The organism is Sphingomonas sp. SUN039, from assembly GCF_024758725.1.
Lineage (GTDB): Bacteria > Pseudomonadota > Alphaproteobacteria > Sphingomonadales > Sphingomonadaceae > Sphingomonas_O.
Genome location: NZ_CP096972.1, coordinates 3,047,834 through 3,072,756 on the forward strand (window position 1 = coordinate 3,047,834; position 24,923 = coordinate 3,072,756).

The following is a 24,923-nucleotide window of genomic DNA, read 5'->3' on the forward strand; positions in this document are numbered from 1 at the left end:
TGCGCCCAAGCGCCGGAGCAGATTTACGCCCGATGAATGGAACGGGTGCAGATCAATCGGGCAGCACCTGGCCCAGCACGCGCAGCACATTGCCGCCCATGACCTTGGCAATGTCGGCGTCGCTGAACCCGGCGTCGATCAGGCCTTGCGTGATCGCATCGAGCCGCGAGGTGTCGAACCGCGCGGCAATCGCCCCGTCGTAATCGCTGCCGAGGCCGACATGATCGATGCCGACGAGGTCGCGGACATGCGCGATGGCGCGGACGATCCCGGCAGGCGAGGTGTCGCACACGGCCGCGTCCCAGTAACCGATGCCGACCACCCCGCCGGTCCGCGCCACGCCGCGGATTTCGTCGTCGGTCAGGTTGCGGTTGACCTTGCAGGTCGCCTGCACCCCGCCGTGCGAGGAGACGACGGGACGTTTCGCCATCTTCAGCACTTCGGCCACGCAGATATGGCTGCAATGCGCGATGTCGACGACCATCCCCTTGGCCTCCATGGCGCGGACAATTTCGATGCCGAACGGGGTGAGGCCGCCCTTCTTCAGCCCGTGCATCGATCCCGCGACCTCATTGTCGAAGAAATGCGTCAGCCCCGCCATGCGGAACCCCGCGTCATAGAGCCGGTCGAGATTGGCGCGCTTGCCTTCGATGTCCTGCAACCCTTCGACCGAGAGCATCGCTCCCGTCACCGACACCCCGGCGGCACGGTCGGCAAGCAGAGTGGCGAGGTCACTTTTCGTACGAACTGCGCGGAGGCTCCCGTCCGACCGCGCGGCAAACCGGTCGAGCTTGGTCGCATGCCACAGCGATCGTTCGACCAGCGAGGTCCATGTCCGCACCGGCTGCCCCTGCGCGATGGCGAGCAACGTGATATTGTCGGTATCGGCACCGTTCGCGTCGTAATTCTGTCCCTTGGGCGTTTTCGACACCGATGACAGGATTTGCAGCGCGACATGGCCCTGAGTCAGGCGCGGCAAATCGACCTGCCCGCGGTTTCCGCGCGCGAGCAAATCGCGCCGCCACATCAAGGTGTCGGCATGCATGTCGGCGATCTGGAGCGTCTGGTGGAGCGCGGCTGCGCGGGCGGAAACCTGCGGTGGCTGCGGTCCCGTGACGCGGTTCATACGGCTTTCGGCGAGCGGCGGGAGGAGGCCGAAAAAGACGAAGGCGGCAAGGCCCAGTACAAGGGTCAACCAGCTGAGTAGGCGCTGCATTTCTTAGCTCCGCTTGGCCATAGTGAAAAACGTGAAGGCGGGGCTACCGGCCGACGCTGGATGAAACTCTTTTGCGACCTCGACCCAATCGGCCTGATCTGGAGAAAAGAACGCATCGCCCTCGAATTTTTGCCAGATTACAGTGCATTCCAGCCTGTCCGCTCGATCTGCAAATAGTTCAAATATTTCGGCCCCTCCAATGACGGATGCATCCGGTCCAGCCAGTTCGAGCGCATATTCGACATCATGAGCAACCTCCGCGCCGTGCGCCGACCAGCCCCCCCGCGTCAGCACGATATGTCGCCGCCCCGGAAGCAGGCCCGGCAGGCTCTCGAAGGTTTTGCGGCCCATGATCATCGGCTTGCCCATCGTCAGCGCCTTGAACCGCTTCAGATCGGCCGGCAGATGCCACGGCAGTTTCCCGTCGCGCCCGATCACGCCGTTTTCGGCGCGCGCGACGATGAGGGTAATCAAACCGCCACCTCGCCCTTGATATGCGGGTGCGCCTCATAGCCCTCGACGGCAAAATCCTCATACTCGTAGCCGTCGATGCTGTCGGCGCGGCGTTTCAGCACCAGTTTCGGCAACGGATAGGGTTCGCGGGTCAGTTGCAACCGCGCCTGGTCCAGATGGTTCGAATACAGGTGGCAATCGCCGCCGGTCCAGACGAACTCGCCGACCGCCAGCCCGCATTGATCGGCGAGCAGATGCGTCAGCAGCGCGTAGCTGGCGATGTTGAACGGGACGCCCAGAAATACGTCCGCCGAGCGCTGGTAGAGTTGCAGCGACAATTTGCCGTTCGCGACATGGGTCTGGAACAGACAGTGGCACGGCGCGAGCGCCATGCGGTCGAGCTCGCCTGGGTTCCACGCGCTGACGATCTGACGGCGGCTGGCGGGCGTGCCCCGGATCTGGTCGATCAGCAGCTTGATCTGGTCGATATGCCGCCCGTCGGCGCTTTCCCAGTCGCGCCATTGCTTGCCGTAGATCGGGCCGAGCTCGCCGTCCTCGCGCGCCCATTCGTCCCAAATGCCGACCTTGCGGTCCTTGAGCCAGTTGTTGTTGGTCTCGCCGCGCAGGAACCACAGCAGCTCGATAAAGATCGACCGGACGTGCAGCTTCTTGGTCGTGACCAGCGGAAATCCGGCGCTCAGGTCGAATCGCATCTGGTGCCCGAACACGCTCAGCGTGCCCACGCCGGTGCGGTCGTCCTGGCGAACGCCGGTGTCGAGGATGCGGCGGAGAAGGTCGTGATAGGCGTGCATGGCAACGCTATGCCCTGCCCTCCGCGCGCCGCCAAGGGCCGCATTGCCGTGTTGCATTGGCCGTCCCGCTCGGCCACAGACTTGTCACATTAATGTCATAAACCGGACCGTCGCCATCCGCCAGATTGCTGCCCTTCCCTACCGGACCCAAGGCACTGCCATCGATGCGCCGGTCGGCATCATGCTTGTCACATCGCGCGAGACCAAACGCTGGGTGCTGCCGAAAGGCAATTTGATCCCCGGCCTGTCCCCGCACGCCGCCGCCGCCCATGAAGCGGAGGAAGAAGCCGGGGTGCAGGGTCTCGCCTGCCCGACGCCGCTGGGGGCGTACCGCTATCGCAAGACCCGCAAGTCGGGCGCGTCGCTGATGATCGACGTCGATGTGTTCCCCATTCTCGTCACGCACGAGATGGACGAATGGGAGGAGCAGGGGCAACGCGAACGCCGCTGGTTCACGTTGGCCGAAGCGGCCGAAGCGGTGGATGAAGCCGATCTCGGCGCGCTCATCCGGCTGTTCCGCGCAAGCGAGGCAGAAGCGGCATTGCGGCGCGGGCCGGCAGTTAAAATCTTGAAGGGGGCAGGGGGCATGTTCGGGTGGTTTCAGCGGCTGTTGCCGCAGCAGGGCAATTTCTTCGACCTGTTCGAAGCGCATGCGCTGACCTTGGTCGCGGGCGCCGACGCGCTGTCGCGGCTGTTGCAGGGCGGGCCGAACATGGCCGAGCACATCAAGGAGATCGAGGAGCGCGAACACGACGCCGACGACATCATCCGCGAAGTACTCCAGACCGTCCGCCGGACGTTCCTGACCCCGTTCGACCGTGGTGCGATTACCGACCTGATCGGATCGATGGACGATGCCATCGACCAGATGAACAAGACGGCGGCGACAATCTCGCTCTACGAGGTCACCGAATTCGACCAGGAGATGAAGGACGTCGCCGCGATCATTGTCGATGCGGCGCGCATATTGGCCGAGGCCCTGCCGCTGCTCCGTAACATCACCGGCAATGCGGTGCGCCTGCATGAATTGACCGAGCGGCTGGTCAAGCTGGAGGGACAGGCCGACCATATCCACGACGCCGGCCTGCGCGCGCTGTTCAAGGCGCATGGCGAAACCAATACGTTGCGCTTCATCGTTTTTCGCGAAATCTACAGCAACCTCGAGCGCGTGGTCGACAGGTTCGAGGATGTCGCCAACGAGATCGACGGTCTCGTCATCGACCACAGCTGAGACCGGCGCGTGGAACCCACTCTCGCCTTGCCGCTGCTGGTCGCGCTGATCGCGCTCGCGCTCGCGTTCGATTTCCTCAACGGGCTGCACGATGCGGCCAATTCGATTGCCACGGTGGTTTCGACGCGGCTGCTGTCGCCGCTCAACGCGGTGATCTTTGCCGCCTTTTTCAATTTCGCCGCCTATTTCCTGTCGGTCGCCTTTCCGGCGCTGCATAAGGTGGCGGAGACGATCGGCAAGGGAATCATCGACAAGGATGTCGTGACGCCCTCGGTGGTGTTCGGTGCGCTGGTCGGGGCGATGTTCTGGAACGTCGTGACCTGGCTGAAGGGCATTCCGTCCTCGTCGAGCCATGCGCTGGTCGGCGGTCTCGTCGGTGCAGGTGTCGCCCATGCGGGCATGGAAGGGATCGTCTGGGGCGGACTGAATAAGACCGCCATCGCGATCTTCCTGTCGCCGACCATCGGCATGATCCTGTCGATGCTCATCATGCTGGTCACGTCGTGGATGGCAAAAGGCACCGGTGCGGGCGCGCGGCCCGCCGAGCGCAGTTTCAAGGCGTTGCACCTGATCTCGTCGGCGACCTACTCGATCGGTCACGGCCTGAACGACGCGCAGAAGACGATGGGGATCATTACGGTCCTGCTTTATTCGACCGGCTATCTGAACGGCGAATTCCATGTGCCGCACTGGGTGGCGATCAGCTGCTATGTCGCCATCGGCCTCGGCACGCTGTCGGGCGGATGGAAGATCATCCAGACGATGGGCACGCGCATTACCAAATTGTCGCATCATCAGGGATTCAGCGCGTCGCTCGGCGGCTCGATCATGCTGTTCGCGGCCTCGGCGCTCGGCATTCCCGTCTCGACGACGCACACGATCACCGGTTGTGTGATCGGCGTCGGCGCGGCACGGCGGGCGTCGGCGGTGCGCTGGGGCATCGCGGGCAATTTGCTGGTTGCGTGGGTGCTGACCGTCCCTGCGTCGGCGCTGGTCGGAGCGGCGTTCTACATGCTTACACGTCTTTTTTAGCCACGATACATCCAAATCGAAACTAATTCGGTTCGAATTCGTCTTGCCAAAGTATGTCATGGCGAATCAATTTTTATACAATGACCCTTGCCGCTGAAATTCTTCGTGTCCTTCACTTCGATGCCGCAGGCGATGTCGTCGGCGTTACCGAGCATAGCGACGACGATCCCGGACGGGTCTCGCTACCGATCCGCCGCATCATCCGCGATGCGCTTGCCTTCGATACGTCTGCGCTGGTGCTGTCGCACAATCATCCCGGCGGCGATCCGCAGCCGAGTCGGGCGGATATTGCCGCAACGAACCTTTTGATCCGCGTGACATCGGCACTGGATATCAGAGTCCACGACCATATCGTCACCGGCGCGGGCAAATACTTCAGTTTCCGCGCGGCAGGACTGATCTAGCCAAGTTCGGCAACCAGCAGTTTGTCGATCTTGCGCCCGTCCATATCGACGATTTCGAAGCGGTGCCCGTCGAATTCGAAATGATCGCCGGTACCGGGCAGACGTTTGAGTTCGGCCAGCGCCAGCCCCGCCACCGTCGCATAATCGCGGTCCTCGGGCAGGGTCAGTCCGATGCGTTCGGCAAGCAAGTCGGCCGCCCACCAGCCCGAGACGAGCAGACTGCCGTCCTCGCGCTCGACGACCGGGGGATCGTCGCCCTCGTCCTGATCCGACACGAAATCGCCCGCGATCGACGACAACAGGTCGGCGGGCGTCACGATCCCCTCGAGATGCCCGTATTCGTCATGGACCAGCGCCATCGGCACATCGGCGCGGCGCAGCGCCTCCAGCGTGTCCATGGCGTCGACCTGATCGGGAACAATGGGAGCCTGGCGCATCAGCGCACGCAAGTCGATATCGTGTCCGGCGATCAACGCGCGGACGATGTCGCGCGCCTGGACGATGCCGACGACCTTGTCGACCGACCCTTCGGCCACGGGCACGCGGCTGTGCGGCAGTTCGGCAAGGATCGCCATCAGTGCGGCGCGGTCGGCATCGACATCGATCCAGTCGATTTCGGTGCGTGGCGTCATCACTTCGCGCACCGGCCGGTCGGCAAGGCGGACGACACCAGAAATGATCGCGCGCTCGCTTTCCTCGATCACGCCCGATTTCGACGCCTCGGCAACGATCAGGTGCAGTTCCTCGGCCGTGACATGATCCTCGGATTCGCGGTTTAGGCCGAGCAGGCGGAAGACGAGCGCGCTGGTCGAATCGAGCAGCCAGACGAGCGGCGCGGTCGCTTTCGACAGCCACAACATCGGCCGCGCGACGAACGCGGCAATCGGCTCGGGCGACCGCAGTGCGAATTGCTTGGGCACAAGCTCACCGACGATCAGCGAAACGAATGTCGTGATGACGATGACAAGACCGAAGCCCAGCGTCGCGGCGGTTTCATGGGCGATCCCGAATCGTTCGAGCCGCTCGCCGGTCGGCCCACCGAGACTCGCGCCCGAATAGGCGCCCGCCAATATGCCGATCAGGGTAATCCCGATCTGTGCGGTCGACAGCAGCTTGCCGGGGTCTGCCGCCAGATCGAGCGCGACACGGGCTCCACCGGCACCCCTGCGCGCCATAGCCTCGAGCCGCGGCTTGCGCGCCGAGACCACGGCGAGTTCGGACATCGCGAACACGCCGTTGAGCGCGATCAGCGCAACGATGATGGCAACATCGGTCCAGGGATAGGGCGAGAGCGCGGGCGCTGACATGATGTGCACCCAGCAATGCCGGTTTTGCGGGCAGGGGGCAACCTTATCGACGCGCGGCGAAGAAATCTCTGAGCAATGCTGCCGCCGCCGATTCGCCGACCCCGCCCAGTACTTGCGGGCGGTGGTGGCAGGTCGGCTGCGCGAATACCCGCGCGCCATGATCGACGCCGCCGCCCTTGGGATCGGGCGCGGCATAGACCAGCCGGTCCATCCGGGCATGGGCAATGGCCCCGGCACACATCGCGCAGGGTTCGAGCGTGACCCACAGCTCGCACCCCGTCAGCCGGTCGGTTTCCAGCGCCGCACAGGCGCGGCGAATCGCCACGATTTCGGCATGGGCGCTCGGGTCGAGGTCGCGACGGGTGCGGTTGACGCCTTCGCCGATAATCTTGCCGCCGCACGTCACGACGGCCCCCACCGGTACTTCGCCGTCGCGCGCCGCCTCGGCGGCCAGGTCCAATGCACGGCGCATCGGGTCGGGAAGCGGGAAGGTCATTGCCATCGCTTAGAGGGTGCGCGGTTGACGCGGCAACCCTTTGCCGATATGCGCGCCGCCTTTCAGAGCAACCACGAATTTCAGGATTACGAGCGATGGCACGCGTTTGCGAACTGACCGGCAAGGGTCGCCAGGTGGGACACAATGTGAGCCACGCCAACAACAAGACCAAGCGGACCTTCCTGCCCAATTTGCAGAACGTCACGCTGCTGTCGGATACGCTGGGCGAAGGCGTCAAGCTGCGCGTCTCGACGAGCGGCCTGCGCAGCGTCGAGCATGTCGGCGGCCTCGATAACTGGCTGGCCAAGACGAGCGACGACAAGCTGAGCCTCAAGGTCCAGCGCCTGAAGCGCAAGATCGCCAAGGCGAGCGTGCCGGTCGCCGCTTAAGGCGTTACGGCGCGCGGCGGATCGAGGGCAAATTTGAGCAGGTAGGTTCCCTGCCAGCTCATGAAATTGTCGTCCGAAATCATCCAGACAATGGGGCGACCGTCTTCGACGGTGACCGCCAGCCCTTCGAAATTGTCGTGTAGCGTCGGCGGGGCCAGTACCGCGACCGGCGTACTTGCCACCGGCGCGGCGCTGTCGAGCACCGCCGGATCGAACACCGTCAGGACCGACGTGAACCGTTCGGCAATCCCGAAACGCCGGTTGAGCACCAGCACACGCCCGTCGGGCAGTTGTGCGGCATCGGTCGGGCTATAGCCCGCCGGCGGGATATAGGATCGCGCGACAACCGGCGTTGCCGGACTGTCGGGGTCGCCGCTGAACACGAGTAACGGACGCAGCGCCATACCTTTGGGAGCATCCTCCGCAAACACCAGCAAGCGACCGTCGTTCAGCCGGACCATTGCCTCGGCTCCGTTCACGCGATTCCATTTGGCCATCGCCGGGGGCCGGACCAAACTGAGCGTCCGCGTGAAATCGGGCGTGACCTTGCACAGCCGGTTATCGACTTCATAGCCGATCCACCAGCCGCTGCGGTCGCGGGAAAGCGATTCGCTGTCGCGCTGCCGCTTGTCGTCCTGCCGTCCGCAGCCGCCGGGCAACGGATCGATGCGCGCCTCAACCGCACGCCCGAACGACGTCAGCCGAAAGCGGAGCACCGAGCCATAGTCGCCGATGGCGGTAATGCGGTCGCCATCGATGGACAGCGCCGACCAGCTCCCGAACTGGTGCGACCGGCTGGTCAGCTTCCACCCGGCGAGCAGTGTCAGCTGTCCCGCCCGCGTTCGCGCCGGGTCGTCGGGCTGCAGCGTAACCGGCGTCGAGACGATGGTGACGTCTTCGTGCACCACCGGCGACAGCGACGAACTGCGTGCGCCGCCGATGACGAGCAGCGGCAGGAACACGATCGAGGTCCGGAAGCGCCGCATCGCACCACCTCATAGTGTCTCAAAGCCGACACGAAAGGGGGGCGCGCAAAGCTGAACGACGCCTAACACGCCCGTTCAGCCTTGCGCCACGGCGACTCGCCTAGACCGGTTTCACAGTCAGAGGAGACCGACGATGAAAAAGATGATCCACACTGCCGTGCTGGCCAGCGTCGCCGCCGTCGGCTTCGCTGCCACCCCCGCGATGGCGCAACGCGGTTACGATTACGGTGCCCGCAACGATACCTATCGTCCCGGCGACTATTACCGCGGCAACGGCTACGACAACCGGAGTTACGACAATCGCGGTTATGACAGCCGCTACGACGATCGGCGTTACGACAACCGAAGCTACAGCCGCGACTATCAGCGCTGCCGCAGCAATTCGGGCACGACCGGCACGATTCTCGGCGCGATCGCCGGCGGTCTGCTCGGCCGTGAGATCGGACGCGGCGGGTACCGGAACCAGCCGAGCACGACCGGCCTGATCCTGGGTGCCGGTGCCGGTGCGCTGGCAGGCCGCGCCATCGAAAAAAGCTCGAACTGCAACAACGGCTACCGCCGCTAAACGCTGCGCACGTAAATCCCTCGGGTCGCGTATCGAGGGTCAGGGACCGGGGAGCGCAAGCTTCCCGGTCCTGCTTTGCGACCGACAGGCACGAACGCCATACGCGCGCCCCTTACCGCATGATGACGACGGCATCGTCAGGAACCGTACGGTCCCACAGCGGTGCCCAGGCCGACCTTCGGCTTTTGGACAACCACATCTTGCGCGACGACCCGTCCGGCACGTTGACCACCGCCTCGCCCATCGGTCTGCCGATGCCGACAGAATAGCCGAACTTCTTCGAGGCGCAGGGTCCGACCTTGCCCGCCGCTGCCCGGACAAGGAGCGAGACCCGAGGGCGCGTGAGGGTCCACCAGAGCTGGCACTCGAGACGTAGATCGCCGATTCTCCGGGCGTCCGTTCGCGATCCCGGCGACATCACGCCGATCCGCAATCCCGTTGCGGGCGGCCCCGAGGACAGGATCAAACTGTGCTTGCCGTCTTCGCCAAGCGGCGGAAACGCAAAACTGCCGTCGGCGGCCACTTCGAACTCGGTCGTCTCGTCACTGCCTTCGGCGATGGTATAGGCCCTTCGACCGTCGACCACGGGAGACGTTATCCTCATCCGTATCGTCGCTCGCGGTGCCAGCACCGGGCCGAGCCTGGCAAAGGCCGTCCGGAGATCGGCCAGATCCCGCGGGTTCAGCAAAGTGAGCGGCGTAAGCCCGAGGACGACGATTTCCTGGCTGTACTGCGGATCGGTCGCCGCATCGGTCGTCACCGGCGCGGGAGCCTGGGCCCCCGCTTCGCCGCCGGAAAGCGACGCCGTCGCGACGGCGACCGCGAACAGTGCCCGCCCCAAGGTGCGCTCGAACACCGTCTTCAAGTCAACAAATCCATGGAAATCATCTCTGCATGCTCCTCGGGGGTGGCCGCTATCTCGTCCGACCCCCGCCCGGTTTCCGCAACCGAGACGTGTCTGAGCAACGCTGCCAAACGCCCGCTCACCTTGCGTAACCGACGGGCAAAGCGGTCGTAAAGATAGGTATCGTCATCCTCGAACTCGATCACCCTGAATCGAAAATGGTTGAACGCGTTGGCTTCGCTTGCGCCGGTCCGGGATTTTGCGACCGACCTGGGGGCGAAGTTGATATACTGGTTGGCATATCTCAGAGCTTCCCACGGCTGGACATCGATCCTTATCGCCGCCTCGAGCGGCTGCCAGAGTTTTGCACATGCCGAAGCCTCGCTGTCGTCGGCAACGTCGATCGGCGCGATCGAGAAACGATAAGGTCCGCAGTCGAGGTCATCGCGTGTCGCCAAAATCGAACGCAGCGGCGCGCCCGATCGGGCACTGAGGGCGACAATGCCGCGCTGCGAGAGGAGCTCGTGGCCGAGAAAGGGAATGGCAGCGAGGTTTTCCTCATTGCGTTCCGACGATGGGCGCAACCCCTTGTTCGCGTCGATATAGACAAGAACGCTTCTGCCGCGTTTCAGGTCGCGCAGGACGCTGAGCATAAAACTTGGCGAAGACGTGTCACGAATCGTTACCCGGTCCGGTCGCCAGCCCATCGCTGCCGTTTCGGCACCGATGGCTTGGGCAAACTGCTCGCCCTGTTGTGCGTTGACGTCCTTGTCGATCAGCAGGGTGAGATCGAGACCGGCATGGGCAAGAACGGCCGGCACGATCCTCGGTGCTATCGCTGGAGGTTTGCTGGCCGCGAAATCGGCCGTGGCGGTTATCGCAACCAGCCGAGCACGACCGGCCTGATTCTGGGTGCCGGTGCCGGTGCGCTGGCGGGCCGCGCCATCGAAAAGAGCGGCAACTGCCACGGTCGCCGTTAAGTTCGCTTACCCTCCAGTTGCGTCACGAGGGTTCGGGGCCGGAAGAGCGACCTCCCGGCTCCGTTGTGTGTGACACCGGATGCCAGTAGTCCACGGGATCAGGGCGTGTAACTTACCTTTTTATACTGCTTAATCTGATGATCCAGAATGTCCGCTGCAAAATGTAAGCGCTTTCTTCTCCATCGGGCAAAAAGGACGTGAGGCCAGCGTTTTGCCACCGCCGCCTTGTTAAAGGAAACCGCCCGATAAGAGGCGTCACCGTCACCCGCCTCCTTCACCCACCACGGCGAGATCACGGCGTCGCGATCAGTCCCCTTCATCATGATTTCGCCATAGGGTTGAAACCATAGCCTGCGCCAAAGGTCAGCTGGAATGTCTTCGGGATATTCAGTCCAGTCGGTCTCTCGCGTGCCAATCGAGCGATGGCCAGTTGCTGCGATTTGACCTTGAGCCGCCGCAGCGCAAACCTCGCGGCGAAGCAGCCGTTCAAGCGGCGAAGCGCGGTCGTTCGCGTTGACCTTCCAGTCTTGGTCTGCGGGCACCGCAGAGCGACTCCACCGACTTTCGAAGGCCAAGCGATCCAAAACTTCATGCAAGCCCATTGTCTGCTCATGGCGGAACTTTCTGGTCACAATGGCGGAAAAATAGAGCCAGCCAGCCAGAGCAAATAAGAGGATCGCAGTTCCAAAAAGAGTATGACTGGTGGCGGCGCTTACCTTGGGAAAAGCGACGGGCAAAACGTAGCCGATGATGAGCAACGCGAGGGCCGAAAAGGCAGATGCTATGTCTTTTCGTATCATTTCTCGATGTCGAACAGTCCCGCCAGCTGCTCGACCATCGTCCCGCCGAGCTGGTCCGCGTCCATGATCGTTACGGCGCGCTGGTAGTAGCGGGTTACATCATGGCCGATGCCGATGGCGACGAGCTGGACCGGCGACTTGCCCTCGATCCAGCCGATCACCTGGCGCAGGTGCTTTTCAAGATATGAGCCGCTGTTCACGCTGAGCGTCGAATCATCGACCGGCGCGCCGTCGCTGATGACCATCAGGATCTTGCGGTCCTCGGGCCGCGCGATGAGCCGCGCGTGCGCCCAGAGCAGCGCCTCGCCGTCGATATTCTCCTTGAGCAGCCCCTCGCGCATCATCAGCCCGAGCGAAGTCCGCGCCCGCCGCCACGGCGCGTCTGCCGATTTATAGACGATATGGCGCAGGTCGTTGAGGCGACCGGGGAGCGCGGGACGACCCGCCGCCAGCCAGTTCTCGCGCGCCTGCCCGCCCTTCCACGCGCGCGTCGTGAAGCCCAGAATCTCGGTCTTGACGCCGCACCGTTCGAGCGTGCGCGCCATGATGTCGGCGCTGATCGCGGCGATGCTGATCGGCCGCCCGCGCATCGACCCCGAATTGTCGATCAGCAGGGTGACGACGGTGTCCTTGAACTCGGTCTCGCGCTCGACCTTGTAGCTCAGCGATTGCCCGGGCGAGACAACGACACGGGCGAGCCGCGCGGCGTCGAGCATCCCTTCTTCCTGGTCGAAATCCCACGACCGCGACTGCTGTGCCATCAACCGGCGCTGGAGGCGGTTGGCGAGCTTGGTCACCGCGCCCTGAAGCGTCAGCAACTGCTGGTCGAGATAGGCGCGCAGGCGGACGAGTTCATCGGGGTCGCAGAGTTCGTCGGCGGCGATCACTTCGTCGAACTCGGTCGTCCACGCCTTGTAGTCGAACCCCGGCGTCAGCTCGGCAGGCGGACGGTTGGGGCGGACGGGCAGCATCCCTTCCTGTTCGCCCTCGCCGCCTTCCTGGCTGTCCTCGTCGGACAGTTCCTCGCCCTCGGCTTCGCCTTCCCCCTCGCTATCCTCTCCGGACTGCTGTTCGCCGCGCTGGTCCACCTGGCCTTCGCCGCCGTCGTCCTCGTCGGTGGCGGCATCGTCGCCCGTGGCGTCGTCGTCGCCGTCATCCTCATTCTCGTCGGTCGGGTCGAATTCGTCGGGCGTGCCGGTGAGTTCGAGATGTTCGAGCAGTTGCAGGCTGATCTTCTGGAATGCGGCCTGATCGTCGAGCGACAGGGCCAGCGCCTCGAAATCGGCGGCACCCTTGTCCTCGATCCAGTCACGCAGCATCGCAACGCCGTTCTCGGCGACTTGCGGCACGGGCTGGCCGGTCAGCCGTTCGCGCAGCAACAGCGCCAGCGCGCCCTGAACCGGCACTTCGTCTTCGGCCGTCGCGCGCGCAATCGGATCGCTCCGCATCCGCGCGCCCAGCGCGGCGTCGAGGTTGGCGCAAACGCCCTCCCACCCCTTCGACCCCAATGTCTCGTAGCGAACCGTCTCGACCGCGTCATAGCACGCTCGCGCCGCCGGTTCGGGCGGGGCACCGCGCGCGTGGATGCCGGTGTCATGGTGGCGCAGCTTCAGCGCCATCGAATCGGCAAAACCGCGCGCTTCGGCGACTTGCTCGGCGGGCAGATTGCGGCCCGGCATCGGGACTTTCAGATTCTTACCCGCGGCTACCGGCGCGTCGGCAGTATAGGCGAGCTCGACCTCGGGCTCGTGCGCGATGGCGCGCGCGGTGCCGGTGAGGACCGCGCGAAACGCTTCGAGAGGGGTTTGTTCGGTCATCCGCGCATCGCTTGATCTAGGTTTTCGGACGTCACCGGATACCCCAGTCCCCCGGGGATGCACAGGTACCGCGCCCCGTCGCGATCCTCCATCCAGGGGGTAATTGTTTCGACAGGATGGGCGGCGGCATGCGCCTGCGCCGCTTCGAAGCTGGCGAGCGTCGCCAGCCGTTCGAGATTGCGGCGCGTCGGAAAGATGATCTTGACCTCGCCCGCATCGGCGCGGCGCAATACGTCGGCGGCGGTCGCCCAGAACAGGTGGACGTTCTCGGTCGCGTCCACCCGGGCCTCGGCATGCCCCGTTTCTACCCGCGCAAGGTAGAAGCGGGTGTCGAAGGTGCGCGTTTCCTTGAAATTGGGGCACCAGCGCGCGAACGGGACGAGGGCATTGGGATCGACGGTCAGGCCGTGCGTATCGAGCAACCTACTCATCGTGATTCCCTCGGCAAGGGCGTCGCGCAACACGTCGACATCTGTTTCCAGGCCGACGGCAATCCCGGTTTCCTCGATGGTTTCGCGTACCGCAGCGATGCGCGCGGCGGCATCGTCGGGATCGAGATGCGGAAAGCGTGCTGCCAGTTCATGATCGCCCGGATCGACCCGCCCGCCCGGAAAGACGACGGCTCCGCCCGCAAACACCATTGTCGCCGCGCGCTCGACGAACAGGTGCTCGGGCCCATCAGGGCCGTCACGGAACAGGACAAGGGTAGCTGCGGGGATCGGGGCGGTCACAATTGTTCGCCTAGCGGGACGGTTGCGCGGCGCAAGCCCGCGTGCAACCTTTGGCGGCATGGGACTGGTCGAACTGCTGGGGGTGGCATCGAGCGTCAGCTTGCTGGCCGGGTGGCGCATGTATCTGTGCGTGTTCGCGGTCGGCCTCGCGATGCGGTTCCACTGGCTGGAATTGCCGGTGCACCTCCACGGTCTGGATGTGCTGGCAAACCCCTGGGTCATCGGCGCGGCGGGCATCGGCCTGGTCGCCGAATTCCTCGCCGACAAGGTGATGTGGTTCGACACGATGTGGGACGCGGTGCACACCGCCGTGCGCCCGGTTGGCGGGGCGTTGCTGGCGCTGGCGATCATCGACCCGAGCGATCCCAAGTGGCAGGCGGTGGCGCTCTTGCTCGGCGGCAGCGCGGCGCTGGCGACCCATGCGGCAAAAGCGGGGACGCGCGCGGTGGTCAATGCCAGCCCCGAACCGGTCAGCAACATCGTCGTCTCGACGGGCGAGGATGTTGCAACCACGGGGTTGCTCGCGCTGACGCTCGCCAATCCGGTCGCCGCGATTTTTGTGGCGGTCGCGGTCGCGGGCGGATCGCTGTTCGCGCTGGTCAAGGTGCGCGGGCTGTTGAAGCGACTGGTCGGGACCGCGCCGCAGAGCTAGAGGCGCAACGCATGGCAGTCGATTTTGCAAAAGCGCAGGCGTCGATCGTAGCGGTGGGACGCTGGCTCGACAGCAAGGGTTGGGCACCGGCCACGGCAGGCAATTATTCGATGCGGCTGGGCGACGGCAGCTTTGCGCTCACCGTGTCGGGCAAGCACAAGGGGCGACTGACTCCCGAGGACGTGATGCGCGTCGATGCGCGCGGCACATCGCTCGACGGCAAGAAGCCCTCGGCGGAGACCGAATTGCACCTCGATCTCTACGCGCGGTTTCCCGAGTGCGGCGCGGTGCTGCACAGCCATTCGCCCGAAGCGGTCGGCCTCAGCCGCGCGTTGGCCGAGGCCGACGCCTATACGCTGGCGGGGCACGAGATGCTGAAAGTGCTGCCGGGAATCGCGACGCACGACACTTCTGTCGCGCTGCCCATCGTCTATAATAGCCAGGACATGGCCGATATTATCGCTGCCGTCGCACCCGCGCTGCTGGCACCGGAGAGCATCCCGGCCTATCTGATCCGGGGACACGGCCTCTACGGCTGGGGCCGCGACATGGCGGCGGCGGAGCGCGTGATCGAAGGGATCGAGTGGATGATCGCCGCCGAACTCGCCGAAATGAGGTTCAGGGGATGAGCAATCTCGAAATCTTTGCCGAGGATGGTGCCAAGCTGTCCGAAACCGGCGACGGCGAGGAAATTGCGCTGTGGCTCGCCGGGATCGGCGTGACCTTCGAACGCTGGCCGACGCGCGGGCTTCCTGCGGACGCCGATGGCGACACCATTCTCGCGGCCTATGCGCCTGAAGTCGAACGGCTGAAGGCGATGGGCGGCTACCAAAGCATCGACGTCGTCAGCGTGGTTCCCGACCATCCCAACCGCGCCGCGATGCGGACCAAATTCCTGTCCGAGCACACCCATGCCGAGGACGAAGTGCGCTTTTTCGTGCGCGGCGAGGGACTGTTCACGCTCCACGCCGCCGACCGGGTGTGGAACATACTGTGCTGCGAAGGCGATTTGATGTCGGTGCCCGCCGGCATGACGCACTGGTTCGACATGGGGGCCGCGCCGAATTTCACCGCAATCCGGATGTTTCTGAATCCCGACGGCTGGGTGGCGCAATTTACCGGCAGCGACATTGCCGAGCGGTTTCCGAGGCATGGAGCTGCTTGATGCGCTTCCGGCCGCCTCCTGCGAAAGTCACGCCGGTTTCCAAGGGCGCATTTGCTGTTTTTATGCTGTCTCTTGCGACGCTCTTTGGTCTTAAGGGCTATATCGTCAACTTTCACCACGAGTTATCGGCGGCTGTCATTTCGAACAATATTGCTCGGCTTCCACAGATTTCTCAACTTCCGATACCAATAATTGCATACTTCATCGTTGAAGTTGTGTTTTACGTTTCGTTTGTCGTCGGCGCGATCGCACACTACCGAGCAAATCGTTGATGCACCTGTGACTAAAGCCATCCTGACCGACATCGAGGGAACGACTTCGTCGCTGTCGTTCGTGCACGACACGCTGTTCCCCTACGCCCGGGCGCGCCTGCCCGCCTGGGTGGCTGAGCATGGCGGCGATCTGGCGCAGTTGCTCGCGTGGATGGATGCCGATGCGAAGGTCACCGAGCTCAAGGACGTTCAGGGACGCATCTGGGCGGCGGGCTATGCGGCGGGCGAACTGACCGGCCATGTCTATCCCGATGCGGCGGAGGCGCTGCGGCGCTGGCACGGCGACGGCATCAAGCTGGCGGTGTTTTCGAGCGGGTCGGTCGCGGCGCAGAAGCTGATTTTCGGGCACAGCGACCAAGGCGATTTGTCGCCGCTGTTCTCGGGCTGGTTCGACACGACGACGGGGCCGAAACGCGAGGCGCTGTCGTATCTGATGATTGCGGATGCGTTGGGCGTCTCTCCCGCCGATATGCTGTTCCTGTCCGATATCGCCGCCGAAAACGATGCGGCCAAGGCAGCGGGGATGCGCGCGATGCTGATCGACCGTGAGGGCGGCGCGGGCGATATCGCCAGCTTTGCGGATATCGTGCTGTGAAGCTCAACGGCACCCACACGCGCTCGATCATGCGGACCGCCGACGGGCGCGGCGCGCGGATTCTGGATCAACGCAAACTGCCGTGGGAAGTCCGGTGGGTCGAGTTGCGGACGCCTGACGATGCCTTTCGCGCCATCCGCGAAATGTGGACGCGCGGCGCGCCGCTGATCGGCCATGTCGGTGCCTATGGGCTGGCGCTTGGCCTTGCCGCCGACCCTTCGGACGCCAATCTCGATGCAACGCATGCGATGTTGAACGCGGCGCGCCCGACGGCGGTCAATTTGCGTTGGGCGCTCGACGAGATTGCCAGCGCTGTCCGCTCTCTACCGCCCACCGCCCGCGCCGAAGCCGCCTTCGCGCGCGCCGATGCCATCGTCGAGGAGGATGTCGGCCTGTCGCGCGCCATCGGCGAACATGGGCTGGGGCTGTTCCGCAACCTGCACGCGCAACACCCCGACCGCCCGCTCAATATCCTGACGCACTGCAACGCGGGCTGGCTGGCGACGGCAGACTACGGCACCGCGACCGCGCCGATGTACATGGCGCATGACGCGGGTTTGCCGCTGCATATCTGGGTCGACGAGACCCGCCCGCGCAACCAAGGCGCGCTGCTGACCGCCTTCGAGCTGGGTCAGCACGGCATCGCCCACACTGTCATCGCCGACAATGCCGGCGGGCATTTGATGCAGCGCGGACAGGTCGATGCGGTCATCGTCGGCACCGACCGCGTCACCGCGAACGGCGATGTCTGCAACAAGATCGGCACCTATCTGAAGGCGCTCGCCGCTCACGACAATGGCGTGCCGTTCTATGTGGCGTTGCCCTATACCACGTTCGACGCAGACACGCCGTCGGGCGACCTCATTCCCATCGAACAGCGCCACGGCGACGAGGTCGCATGGGTCGAGGGCGAAGGCGGCCGCATCCGCGTCACCCCTTCGCCCGCCGCCAATCCCGCCTTCGACGTGACGCCCGCGCGGCTGGTGACGGGATACGTCACCGAGCGGGGCGTGCTGACCTCGCTGACGTGAGCAACGCAGGAAAATAGGGACTGTCCCCCTGCGGATAGTTGCGATGGCACCGACTGCTTTGGGGGACTGTCCCTAATTTCCGATCCTCAAGCGACACCGACCGGAAATTGGGGACAGTCCCCCGCGCAGTGGCCCTCGCCCAAATCAGTCCGCAGGGGGACAGTCCCCATTTTCCTATTTGGGCCGCCCGCCCAATCTAGCCAGCGCCGCGTCGAGCGTCGCGTCGGTCTTGGCGTGGCAGAGGCGGATGACATTGGTCACCGGGTTCTCGTCGTAAAAGGCCGACACTGGGATGCCCGCGACACCCACGGCGTCGATAGCCCATTCGCACCACTCAGTGTCCGTCATCGCAATGCCCGACGCGGCCAGATCGACCGTCACGAACCACGTCGCCGGGCACGGCAGCACCGCGTAACCGTGCCCCGTGAGCCCGGCGATCAGCCGGTCGCGCGACCGCTGGTTCCGCGCGCGCATATCGTCGAAATAGCTGCGGTCCTTGGCGAGGCCATAGGCGACGCCCGTCTGCAGGTTCGGCGGCGTCGTGAAGGTCAGGAACTGGTGCGCCTTTGCCAGCACATCGGCAATCGGCGGGGCCGCGCACATCCAGCCGACTTTCCACCCTGTCAGGGCAAAAATCTTGCCCGCCGAGCCGATCTTGATCGTGCGCTCGCGCATCCCCGGCTCGGTCATCAGCGGCACATGGGTCGCGCCGTCGAAGGTCAGATGCTCCCAAACCTCGTCGCAGATCGCGATGGCATCATGCGCGATGCAGAAATCGGCCAACAATTTGCGCTCGTCTGCCGACAGCATCGCGCCCGACGGGTTGAGCGGGGAATTGACGATGATCGCCCGCGTCCGCGCGCTGCCCGCAGCTTCGAGCGCTTCAGCAGTGATCGTCCAGTGCGGCGGTTCCAGCCGCACCAGCCGCGCCACCCCGCCCGCGCGCTCGACCAGCGGTTTGTAGGCGTCGTAAAGCGGCTGGAACATGACGACCTCGTCGCCGGGCGACACCACAGCGAGCACTGCTGCCGCCAGCGCTTCGGTCGCACCCGAAGTCACGATCACCTCGTCGGCTGTCAAGTCGAGCGCCTGATGCGCGGCGTAATGCGCGGCAATGGCACTCCGCAGTTCGGGGATGCCCCACATCGGCGGATATTGGTTCCTGCCGCCGGTGAGGGCCGCTGCTGCTGCATCGATCACATCCTGCGGCGCGCCGTCATCGGGAAAGCCCTGTCCGAGATTAATCGCCCCCGTTGCCCGGGCACGCGCCGACATGGTGGCGAAAATCGTCGGCGGCAATGCGGCGTAAAGCGGGTTCATGGCGTTTGGCTTGCGATGCGGCGCGCACTGGGGCAACGGAAAATTATGTGCGGGGCAGTAAAAGGGACGCGAGATGACCGAACCGACCGACAACACCCCCCCCGCCGCCCAAGTCGCCGATGTCAGCGACAAGCTGGCCGACAAACCTAAATTGCCCAAGCGCGGCATGTCCCCGGCCGTGGTGACGGCGGCAGCGACCGGTATCGGTTCCGCCGCGCTGCTCGCCGCACTCCTCTACGCCAACCGCAGCCGCAAGAAGAAGCCCGACCCCGAATGACGCAAAAGCCCATCCGCAAAGCCGTGTTCCCCGTCGGCGGCCTCGGTACCCGTTTCCTGCCCGCGACCAAAGCGATGCCAAAGGAAATGCTGCCCGTCGTCGACAAGCCGCTGATCCAGTACGCGGTCGACGAGGCGCGCGAGGCGGGGATCGAGCAGATGATCTTCGTCACCGGGCGCGGCAAGTCCGCCATCGAGGACCATTTCGACATCAGCTACGAGCTCGAAACGACGATGTCGGATCGGGGCAAATCGCTGGATGCGATCGAATCGACCCGCTTCGCGCCCGGCGATGTCGTCTATGTCCGGCAACAGGAGGCCATCGGTCTCGGCCACGCAATCTGGTGCGCGCGGCACATCGTCGGCGACGAGCCGTTCGCGATCTTCCTGCCCGACGAATTGATGGTCGATTCACCCGGCTGCATGAAGCAGATGGTCGAGGCGTACGCGCGTGTCGGCGGCAACATCGTCTGCGGCTATGAAGTGCCCGCCGACCAGACCGACAAATACGGCATCATCACACCGGGCAAGGTCGATGGGCCGCTGGTCGAGGTGACGGGGCTCGTCGAAAAGCCCCCGCGCGGTACCGCGCCGTCGAACCTGATGATTCCGGGGCGTTATATCCTGCAACCCGAAGTCATGCGCGTGCTCGAAGGGCAGGCGCGCGGCGCGGGCAACGAGATCCAGCTGACCGACGCGATGGCGCAGATGATCGGCACCCAGCCGTTTCATGCCTATAAATTCGGCGGGCGGCGCTTCGACTGCGGCGACAAGGCGGGGTTCATCACGGCGAACATCGCGCTCGCGCTCGACCGCGAGGATATCGGCGCGACCGTGCGGGCGTTTATTGCCGAGCTCTAGCCCCGAACATCCTTTGCGACCGCGTCGAGCAGCCCATTGACGAAGCCCTTTTCGCGCTTGTCGTAAAAGGCATCGGCGACATCGACATATTCGTTGATGACCGTTTTCACCGGCACATCGGCACGGGCGAGCAATTCATAGGTGGCAGCACGGAGCAAGGCATGCATCGGCCTGTCGAGGCGCTCGAGGCTCCAGCCGCTCGACAGGCGCGCGGCAATTGCGGCGTCGAGTTCGGCTTCGCGGGCGATGCTGCCGGTGACGAGGTCGTCGAAAAATTCAACCTCGGCCTCGTTATATTCGGCATCCTCGATGGTCGCGCCGAGCCGGTGCTGGTGGAACTCATGGAGCAATTGCGCGGTCGGCGTCGCTTCCATCGCGCGCTGGTAAAGCGCCTGGACGGCGGCAAGCCGCGCAGCGGAACGGGTTTTCGAGCGGCTCATACCAAGTCCTGACTAAAGCCGCGCCCTGACCGATGCGGCGTGCGCGGGCAAGCCCTCGGCATCGGCGAGCGTCGCGGCAGCGGGGCCAAGGCGCGCCATGGCTTGCCCGTCGAGCGCCAGAAAGCTTGTCCGTTTCATGAAATCGGTCACCGACAGGCCGCTGGCAAACCGCGCGCGCCGTCCGGTCGGCAGGACATGGTTTGGGCCGCCTAGATAATCGCCGATGGCTTCGGGCGTATGGCGACCGAGGAAGACCGAACCGGCATGGCGGACGCGGGCGAACAGGGCTTGCGGGTCGGCGACCGCCAGTTCGAGATGTTCGGGCGCAAGCCGGTCGATCAGCGGCGGCGCGTCGTTCAGGCTGCCCAACAGGATGACCGCGCCGTGCCGGTCCCAACTCGTGCGTGCCGATGATTCGGTCGAGAGCGTCGGGAGCAGCGCCTCGACAGCGACAAACACCGTGTCGGCGAACGCCGCGCTATCGGTTATCAGGATCGACTGGCTGGTCGGATCGTGTTCGGCCTGGCTGAGCAAGTCGGCGGCGATCCAGGCGGGATCGTTGTCGGCATCGGCGACCACCAGAATTTCGGACGGCCCGGCGACCATGTCGATCCCGACACGCCCGTAAAGCTGGCGCTTTGCCTCGGCGACCCAGGCATTGCCCGGCCCCACGATGACATCGACCGGGGCGATCAGCGCGGTGCCATAAGCGAGCGCTCCGACCGCCTGCGCGCCGCCGATCCGCCAGATTTCGTCCACGCCTGCGATATGCGCGGCGGCAAGCACTGCCTGATTGAGCGCGCCGTTCGGGGTCGGCGTGACCATCGCCAGCCGCTCGACGCCCGCCACCTTTGCGGGGATCGCGTTCATCAGGACCGACGACGGATAGGCCGCCCGCCCGCCGGGGACATAGAGTCCCGCCGCCTCGACCGCGCCCCAGCGCGCGCCCATGCGGGTGCCGGTGGCGTCGGTCCAGTCGCTGTCGGCGGGGCGTTGCCGTTCGTGATAGGCGCGGATGCGGTCCGCCGCGAGATCGAGCGCGTCGCGAAGCTCAGGGGTGAGGGCCTCATAAGCGGCGGCACACTCGTCGCGCGAAATCGACCAGCCTTCGGTATCGAGGTCGAAGCCGTCGAACTTGTTTGTTAGTTCGCGCACCGCCGCATCGCCCTCGGCGCGCACGCGCTTGAGAATCGCGGCGACATCGGCGGCGACATCTTCATCGACGTCACGCCGCGAATCGACCAGCGCCGCAAACGCCGCCTCGAACCCCGGATCGCTCGTGTCGAGCCGAATCACGAAACCGCCTGCCGGAACGCCTCGACCAGCGGGGCGACATCGTCGCGCGTCTTCATCGCGGCACGATTGACGATGACGCGGGCGGAAACTTCGGCGATCACCTCGACCTCTACGAGACCGTTGTCCTTCAAGGTCCGCCCCGACGACACCAGATCGACAATCCGGCTCGACAGGCCCAGCGTCGGCGCGAGTTCCATTGCGCCGTTCAATTTGACGATCTCCGCCTGCACCCCGCGCCGCGCAAAATGCTTGCGGGTCAGATTGGGGTATTTGGTCGCGACACGGACATGGCTCCAGCGGCGCGGATCGTCGGTTGCGGCCATTCCGGCCGGTTCCGCGACAGAAATGCGGCAGCGCCCGATGCCGAGATCGACCGGCGCATAAAGTTCGGCATAGTCGAACTCGTCGATCACATCGGACCCCACCACGCCGATCTGCGCCGCCCCGTGCGCGACGAAGGTCGCCACGTCGAAGGCGCGCACGCGGATCAGGTCCACATCGGGGCGGTTGGTGGCAAAGCGCAGCCGCCGGTCGTCCTCGTCGCCGAAACCCGCCTCGGGCACCAGTCCGGCAGCCGCCATCAGCGGCAGCACTTCGGCAAGGATGCGCCCCTTGGGCACGGCGATTGTCAGCATGGCAGTCATGGCGCGCCCGCGCCTAGCGTTCGCTGTCCTCAAGGGCAATCTTGGTGCGGCGGTCGAGCCATGGTGCCCAGCGTTGCCAACCGCCGTTCAGCGAGAACCACTCCCATGCTGCGGTGGCAATCAGCGCCGCCATGGCGGCAACACCTGTCGTCAGCGGTGTCCAGTGACCCTGCCACGCGCTGATCCCGCTGCCGATCAGCAATGCCTGGCCGATGAAGTGCGACAATGGCGGAATCGGCCGGTCGGCAGTCACATATTTGAAGGCCTGGTTGCCGAACAGGAACAGCAACGGGCCGCCGCAGGCGACGAGGATGAAGGCAATCTCGGCATGATGGCCGACCGGGTGCGCCAGCATCATTTCGTCGGCAACCGCGGTCACGACGATCCCTGCGACGATGGGCATGTGTAGATAGGTGTAGGCATTGCGCGCGAGCCGCCCTGCCTCTGCCTCATGTTCGATCGCTTCGCCGCCGCGTTTCGCGCCGGTGTCGAAATAGATCCACCACATTGCCGCGCTGCCGACAAAGCTGACGAGAAAGGCCGTGACTGTGGGTGCGTCCGGCGTCAGGTCGGCAAAGGTCGCGCCCGTCACGAGGATCGCCTCGCCGAGCGCGATAATGATGAACAGCGCACAGCGCTCGGCCATATGGCTGCCTGAAATGTCCCAGTCGTCGATTCCCGACCGCCCGAGCAGCGGGGTACGAAAGAACAGCCACGGCCCGGCATATTCGATTGCCAGCGCGCCGGCCCAGAACAGCAGCCTTATGTTCGCCTCCGCCAGCGCGCCCGCGATCCACAGCGGCGCCGCCAACAGGAAGTAAAAGGCTATCCTGAGGAAGTTACGGACGCGGGCCCGGTTATGCCCGCGCGACAGCCACGCGATCCACAGCGTACGGGCAAGCTGCATCGTCACATAAGCGAGCGCGAAGACGAGGCCGCTTGCCCCGAACGCCTTGGGGAGGGCCGAGGCCAGCACCAGCCCGCCGAGCATCATCGCCATCAGCAACCCGCGCACCGCCGTGCGTTCGGGATCGAGCCAATTGGTCGCCCAGCTGGTATAGATCCACAACCACCAGACCGCGAGGAACAGCACCAAAGTTTCGAGCGCGCCGCGCATGTTGAGATGATCGACCAGTCCGTGCGACAATTGCGTGATCGCAAAGACGAAGACGAGGTCGAAAAAGAGTTCGATTTCGGTGACGCGGGAACTGTTCTCCGCGTCGCGGATGCGGAACAGGGTGCGGCGGGTTTCGACAGACATGGACTTGTTCTACGGACGCGTTGCGGGAGGGCAAGCGATGACGTTCGACGAAGCCATGACGTTTCAGGCCGAGTTCTGCGAGCAGGGCGGCGCGCCCGTCACGGCGCGGGTGTGCCGCGCGCTCGCGGCGGGGCTGGACCGGACGACGGCAACCGGGCGGCGGGTGCACGACTGGCCGGGTAACCGCATTGCCGATGCGATGCCGCTGCGGCTGGTCGCCCCCTATCATGCGCTGTTCCGCAAAGGGGCAATCCCCGCGTTCGACACGGTCGAGGCGATCCGCGCCGCAACCGCCGCGCACGACGACTGGATTTGCGGCTGGCTCGACGGGCCGCCGCAAACCAACGAACCGGCGCGGTCCGCGTCGTTCATGGCGGCGCTGCTGGTGCTGGCCGACCGCTTCGGCCTGCCGTTCGAATTGCTCGAAATCGGTTCGAGCGCGGGCCTCAACCTGCTGATCGACCGCTATCGGTACGATCTCGGTGGCAGCGTGGCGGGACCGGAGCGCTCGCCGGTTCTGATCGAGCCGGCATGGCGCGGAAGTCCGCCGCCGCAAGCGGATGTGCGGATCGCGTCGGTGCGCGGCGTCGACATTGCCCCGATCGACGTGACCGACCCGGCGGCGGCCGAGCGGCTGATGGGCTATGTCTGGATCGATGCGCCCGAAAGGATCGCCCGTGTCGAGGCCGCGATCAGGATGATCCGCGAGCGACCGGTCGATATGGTGCAGGGCGACGCCGCCGACTGGGTCGAGGCGCGGCTGACCGAACCGCAAGCGACGGGCAGTGCCCGCGTTCTGATGCACAGCATCGTCTGGCAATATCTGTCGCCCGGGGGGCAGGCGCGGATTACGGCGGCGATGGAAGCCGCAGGCGCGGCGGCGACGCGCGACCGTCCGCTCGCCTGGGTCCGCATGGAAGCAGATACCGAGCGCAAGACAATCCAGCTCCACATGACAGCGTGGCCGGGCGGACAGGTCGAACACCGCGCAGCGGTTCACCCGCACGGGGCATGGCTCGAATGGCTTGCGTGAATGCCTGTGTCGCC

At 64.9% G+C, this 24,923-nt stretch carries 30 protein-coding genes; 14 read left to right on the forward strand and 16 right to left on the reverse strand.

Annotated elements, in window-relative coordinates; all coding sequences use genetic code 11:
• Positions 1–52 precede the first annotated feature (52 nt).
• From M0209_RS14960 to M0209_RS14970, 3 genes are read right to left on the reverse strand one after another with little or no spacing between them, the layout of a single operon-like run.
• On the reverse strand, positions 53–1,216 hold the full coding sequence (locus M0209_RS14960) for a dipeptidase (protein ID WP_258889079.1): 1,164 nt from the start codon (positions 1,214–1,216) through the stop codon (positions 53–55).
• A 3-nt stretch (positions 1,217–1,219) separates the two neighbouring features.
• The gene (locus tag M0209_RS14965; RefSeq protein ID WP_258889080.1) at positions 1,220–1,690 is read right to left on the reverse strand and encodes a dihydrofolate reductase; all 471 of its coding nucleotides are present in this window, start codon (positions 1,688–1,690) and stop codon (positions 1,220–1,222) included.
• The gene (locus tag M0209_RS14970; protein ID WP_258889081.1) at positions 1,687–2,481 is read right to left on the reverse strand and encodes a thymidylate synthase; all 795 of its coding nucleotides are present in this window, start codon (positions 2,479–2,481) and stop codon (positions 1,687–1,689) included. Before M0209_RS14970 ends, M0209_RS14965 begins: the two co-directional genes overlap by 4 nt.
• Positions 2,482–2,596: 115 nt before the next feature.
• On the opposite strand from M0209_RS14970, the gene M0209_RS14975 reads away from it, so the two are divergent.
• The 3 genes from M0209_RS14975 to M0209_RS14985 all read left to right on the forward strand — a co-directional run bounded on the left by M0209_RS14975 (position 2,597) and on the right by M0209_RS14985 (position 5,148).
• Positions 2,597–3,712: a DUF47 family protein gene (locus M0209_RS14975; protein ID WP_258889664.1), complete on the forward strand. Its 1,116-nt coding sequence runs from the start codon at positions 2,597–2,599 to the stop codon at positions 3,710–3,712.
• Between the two features lie 9 nt (positions 3,713–3,721).
• Positions 3,722–4,744 carry an inorganic phosphate transporter gene (locus M0209_RS14980; RefSeq protein WP_258889082.1) on the forward strand — a complete coding sequence of 341 codons (1,023 nt, stop codon included), beginning with the start codon at positions 3,722–3,724 and terminating at the stop codon, positions 4,742–4,744.
• An 80-nt stretch (positions 4,745–4,824) separates the two neighbouring features.
• Positions 4,825–5,148: a JAB domain-containing protein gene (locus M0209_RS14985; RefSeq protein WP_258889083.1), complete on the forward strand. Its 324-nt coding sequence runs from the start codon at positions 4,825–4,827 to the stop codon at positions 5,146–5,148.
• Here the strand turns inward: M0209_RS14985 and M0209_RS14990 are convergent.
• A complete protein-coding gene (locus tag M0209_RS14990) occupies positions 5,145–6,455 on the reverse strand; it encodes a hemolysin family protein (RefSeq protein ID WP_258889084.1) in 1,311 nt (436 codons plus the stop codon). The genes M0209_RS14985 and M0209_RS14990 overlap by 4 nt on opposite strands.
• Before the next feature lie 43 nt (positions 6,456–6,498).
• A complete protein-coding gene (locus M0209_RS14995; RefSeq protein WP_258889085.1) occupies positions 6,499–6,957 on the reverse strand; it encodes a nucleoside deaminase in 459 nt (152 codons plus the stop codon).
• Positions 6,958–7,046: 89 nt separating this feature from the next.
• Between M0209_RS14995 and rpmB the strand changes: the two genes are divergently transcribed.
• The gene (gene rpmB, locus M0209_RS15000; RefSeq protein ID WP_258889086.1) at positions 7,047–7,340 is read left to right on the forward strand and encodes a 50S ribosomal protein L28; all 294 of its coding nucleotides are present in this window, start codon (positions 7,047–7,049) and stop codon (positions 7,338–7,340) included.
• On the opposite strand, the gene M0209_RS15005 is transcribed toward rpmB, so the two are convergent.
• Positions 7,337–8,326: an esterase-like activity of phytase family protein gene (locus M0209_RS15005; RefSeq protein ID WP_258889087.1), complete on the reverse strand. Its 990-nt coding sequence runs from the start codon at positions 8,324–8,326 to the stop codon at positions 7,337–7,339. The two genes, rpmB and M0209_RS15005, sit on opposite strands and share 4 nt — an antisense overlap.
• 133 nt (positions 8,327–8,459) lie before the next feature.
• Here M0209_RS15005 and M0209_RS15010 point away from each other — a divergent pair, with 133 nt between their 5' ends.
• Complete coding sequence (locus M0209_RS15010; RefSeq protein WP_258889088.1) at positions 8,460–8,891, forward strand: hypothetical protein; 432 nt, start codon at positions 8,460–8,462, stop codon at positions 8,889–8,891.
• Positions 8,892–9,003: 112 nt separating this feature from the next.
• On the opposite strand, the gene M0209_RS15015 is transcribed toward M0209_RS15010, so the two are convergent.
• The 5 genes from M0209_RS15015 to M0209_RS15035 form a co-directional block, all read right to left on the reverse strand.
• Positions 9,004–9,756, reverse strand: coding sequence for a hypothetical protein (locus M0209_RS15015; protein WP_258889089.1), 753 nt, complete (start codon positions 9,754–9,756; stop codon positions 9,004–9,006).
• A complete protein-coding gene (locus M0209_RS15020; protein WP_258889702.1) occupies positions 9,753–10,703 on the reverse strand; it encodes a hypothetical protein in 951 nt (316 codons plus the stop codon). The genes M0209_RS15015 and M0209_RS15020 overlap by 4 nt, the downstream gene beginning before the upstream one ends.
• Before the next feature lie 110 nt (positions 10,704–10,813).
• Positions 10,814–11,473, reverse strand: a complete 660-nt coding sequence (locus M0209_RS15025; protein WP_258889090.1) for a hypothetical protein — start codon at positions 11,471–11,473, stop codon at positions 10,814–10,816.
• 38 nt (positions 11,474–11,511) lie between these two features.
• Positions 11,512–13,332, reverse strand: coding sequence for a cobaltochelatase subunit CobT (cobT, locus tag M0209_RS15030; protein WP_258889091.1), 1,821 nt, complete (start codon positions 13,330–13,332; stop codon positions 11,512–11,514).
• The gene (locus tag M0209_RS15035; protein ID WP_258889092.1) at positions 13,329–14,063 is read right to left on the reverse strand and encodes an NUDIX domain-containing protein; all 735 of its coding nucleotides are present in this window, start codon (positions 14,061–14,063) and stop codon (positions 13,329–13,331) included. The genes cobT and M0209_RS15035 overlap by 4 nt, the downstream gene beginning before the upstream one ends.
• A 58-nt stretch (positions 14,064–14,121) precedes the next feature.
• Between M0209_RS15035 and M0209_RS15040 the strand changes: the two genes are divergently transcribed.
• Genes M0209_RS15040 through mtnA form a run of 6 tightly spaced genes read left to right on the forward strand, consistent with a single transcriptional unit; the run spans position 14,122 to position 17,778 of the window.
• A complete protein-coding gene (locus tag M0209_RS15040) occupies positions 14,122–14,715 on the forward strand; it encodes a DUF4126 domain-containing protein (RefSeq protein ID WP_258889093.1) in 594 nt (197 codons plus the stop codon).
• An 11-nt stretch (positions 14,716–14,726) separates the two neighbouring features.
• A complete protein-coding gene (locus tag M0209_RS15045; RefSeq protein ID WP_258889094.1) occupies positions 14,727–15,344 on the forward strand; it encodes a methylthioribulose 1-phosphate dehydratase in 618 nt (205 codons plus the stop codon).
• Entirely contained in the window at positions 15,341–15,880 is a 540-nt protein-coding gene (locus M0209_RS15050; RefSeq protein WP_258889095.1) for an acireductone dioxygenase, read from the forward strand. The genes M0209_RS15045 and M0209_RS15050 overlap by 4 nt, the downstream gene beginning before the upstream one ends.
• A complete protein-coding gene (locus tag M0209_RS15055; RefSeq protein ID WP_258889096.1) occupies positions 15,880–16,152 on the forward strand; it encodes a hypothetical protein in 273 nt (90 codons plus the stop codon). The genes M0209_RS15050 and M0209_RS15055 overlap by 1 nt, the downstream gene beginning before the upstream one ends.
• Positions 16,153–16,159: 7 nt before the next feature.
• On the forward strand, positions 16,160–16,747 hold the full coding sequence (gene mtnC, locus M0209_RS15060; protein ID WP_258889097.1) for an acireductone synthase: 588 nt from the start codon (positions 16,160–16,162) through the stop codon (positions 16,745–16,747).
• A complete protein-coding gene (gene mtnA, locus M0209_RS15065) occupies positions 16,744–17,778 on the forward strand; it encodes an S-methyl-5-thioribose-1-phosphate isomerase (RefSeq protein WP_258889098.1) in 1,035 nt (344 codons plus the stop codon). The genes mtnC and mtnA overlap by 4 nt, the downstream gene beginning before the upstream one ends.
• A gap of 174 nt (positions 17,779–17,952) precedes the next feature.
• Here the strand turns inward: mtnA and M0209_RS15070 are convergent, their stop codons facing one another.
• Complete coding sequence (locus M0209_RS15070; protein ID WP_258889099.1) at positions 17,953–19,098, reverse strand: aminotransferase; 1,146 nt, start codon at positions 19,096–19,098, stop codon at positions 17,953–17,955.
• A gap of 73 nt (positions 19,099–19,171) precedes the next feature.
• Between M0209_RS15070 and M0209_RS15075 the strand changes: the two genes are divergently transcribed.
• Together M0209_RS15075 and galU are read left to right on the forward strand one after the other, a co-directional pair.
• Positions 19,172–19,375, forward strand: coding sequence for a hypothetical protein (locus M0209_RS15075; protein WP_258889100.1), 204 nt, complete (start codon positions 19,172–19,174; stop codon positions 19,373–19,375).
• Entirely contained in the window at positions 19,372–20,235 is an 864-nt protein-coding gene (gene galU / locus M0209_RS15080) for a UTP--glucose-1-phosphate uridylyltransferase GalU (RefSeq protein WP_258889101.1), read from the forward strand. The genes M0209_RS15075 and galU overlap by 4 nt, the downstream gene beginning before the upstream one ends.
• Here the strand turns inward: galU and nusB are convergent.
• The 4 genes from nusB to M0209_RS15100 are packed head-to-tail and all read right to left on the reverse strand — an operon-like array spanning position 20,232 to position 23,876.
• Positions 20,232–20,675, reverse strand: a complete 444-nt coding sequence (gene nusB, locus M0209_RS15085) for a transcription antitermination factor NusB (protein WP_258889102.1) — start codon at positions 20,673–20,675, stop codon at positions 20,232–20,234. The genes galU and nusB overlap by 4 nt on opposite strands.
• Positions 20,676–20,687: 12 nt before the next feature.
• Positions 20,688–21,971 (reverse strand): histidinol dehydrogenase, encoded by a 1,284-nt coding sequence (gene hisD, locus M0209_RS15090; protein WP_258889103.1) that lies wholly within the window; start codon positions 21,969–21,971, stop codon positions 20,688–20,690.
• Positions 21,968–22,615, reverse strand: coding sequence for an ATP phosphoribosyltransferase (gene hisG / locus M0209_RS15095; protein ID WP_258889104.1), 648 nt, complete (start codon positions 22,613–22,615; stop codon positions 21,968–21,970). Before hisG ends, hisD begins: the two co-directional genes overlap by 4 nt.
• 13 nt (positions 22,616–22,628) lie before the next feature.
• Positions 22,629–23,876 (reverse strand): low temperature requirement protein A, encoded by a 1,248-nt coding sequence (locus M0209_RS15100; RefSeq protein ID WP_258889105.1) that lies wholly within the window; start codon positions 23,874–23,876, stop codon positions 22,629–22,631.
• Positions 23,877–23,913: 37 nt separating this feature from the next.
• On the opposite strand from M0209_RS15100, the gene M0209_RS15105 reads away from it, so the two are divergent.
• The gene (locus M0209_RS15105) at positions 23,914–24,909 is read left to right on the forward strand and encodes a DUF2332 domain-containing protein (RefSeq protein WP_258889106.1); all 996 of its coding nucleotides are present in this window, start codon (positions 23,914–23,916) and stop codon (positions 24,907–24,909) included.
• Positions 24,910–24,923: the final 14 nt, after the last annotated feature.

Coding starts and splice junctions, on each gene's coding strand:
- M0209_RS14960 (WP_258889079.1), bottom strand. CDS start 1,216: ATGCAGCGCCTACTCAGCTGGTTGACCCTTGTACTGGGCCTTGCCGCC.
- M0209_RS14970 (WP_258889081.1), bottom strand. CDS start 2,481: ATGCACGCCTATCACGACCTTCTCCGCCGCATCCTCGACACCGGCGTT.
- M0209_RS14985 (WP_258889083.1), top strand. CDS start 4,825: ATGACCCTTGCCGCTGAAATTCTTCGTGTCCTTCACTTCGATGCCGCA.
- M0209_RS14990 (WP_258889084.1), bottom strand. CDS start 6,455: ATGTCAGCGCCCGCGCTCTCGCCCTATCCCTGGACCGATGTTGCCATC.
- M0209_RS14995 (WP_258889085.1), bottom strand. CDS start 6,957: ATGGCAATGACCTTCCCGCTTCCCGACCCGATGCGCCGTGCATTGGAC.
- rpmB (WP_258889086.1), top strand. CDS start 7,047: ATGGCACGCGTTTGCGAACTGACCGGCAAGGGTCGCCAGGTGGGACAC.
- M0209_RS15005 (WP_258889087.1), bottom strand. CDS start 8,326: ATGCGGCGCTTCCGGACCTCGATCGTGTTCCTGCCGCTGCTCGTCATC.
- M0209_RS15010 (WP_258889088.1), top strand. CDS start 8,460: ATGAAAAAGATGATCCACACTGCCGTGCTGGCCAGCGTCGCCGCCGTC.
- cobT (WP_258889091.1), bottom strand. CDS start 13,332: ATGACCGAACAAACCCCTCTCGAAGCGTTTCGCGCGGTCCTCACCGGC.
- M0209_RS15040 (WP_258889093.1), top strand. CDS start 14,122: ATGGGACTGGTCGAACTGCTGGGGGTGGCATCGAGCGTCAGCTTGCTG.
- M0209_RS15045 (WP_258889094.1), top strand. CDS start 14,727: ATGGCAGTCGATTTTGCAAAAGCGCAGGCGTCGATCGTAGCGGTGGGA.
- M0209_RS15050 (WP_258889095.1), top strand. CDS start 15,341: ATGAGCAATCTCGAAATCTTTGCCGAGGATGGTGCCAAGCTGTCCGAA.
- M0209_RS15055 (WP_258889096.1), top strand. CDS start 15,880: ATGCGCTTCCGGCCGCCTCCTGCGAAAGTCACGCCGGTTTCCAAGGGC.
- M0209_RS15070 (WP_258889099.1), bottom strand. CDS start 19,098: ATGAACCCGCTTTACGCCGCATTGCCGCCGACGATTTTCGCCACCATG.
- M0209_RS15075 (WP_258889100.1), top strand. CDS start 19,172: ATGACCGAACCGACCGACAACACCCCCCCCGCCGCCCAAGTCGCCGAT.
- galU (WP_258889101.1), top strand. CDS start 19,372: ATGACGCAAAAGCCCATCCGCAAAGCCGTGTTCCCCGTCGGCGGCCTC.
- nusB (WP_258889102.1), bottom strand. CDS start 20,675: ATGAGCCGCTCGAAAACCCGTTCCGCTGCGCGGCTTGCCGCCGTCCAG.
- hisG (WP_258889104.1), bottom strand. CDS start 22,615: ATGACTGCCATGCTGACAATCGCCGTGCCCAAGGGGCGCATCCTTGCC.
- M0209_RS15100 (WP_258889105.1), bottom strand. CDS start 23,876: ATGTCTGTCGAAACCCGCCGCACCCTGTTCCGCATCCGCGACGCGGAG.
- M0209_RS15105 (WP_258889106.1), top strand. CDS start 23,914: ATGACGTTCGACGAAGCCATGACGTTTCAGGCCGAGTTCTGCGAGCAG.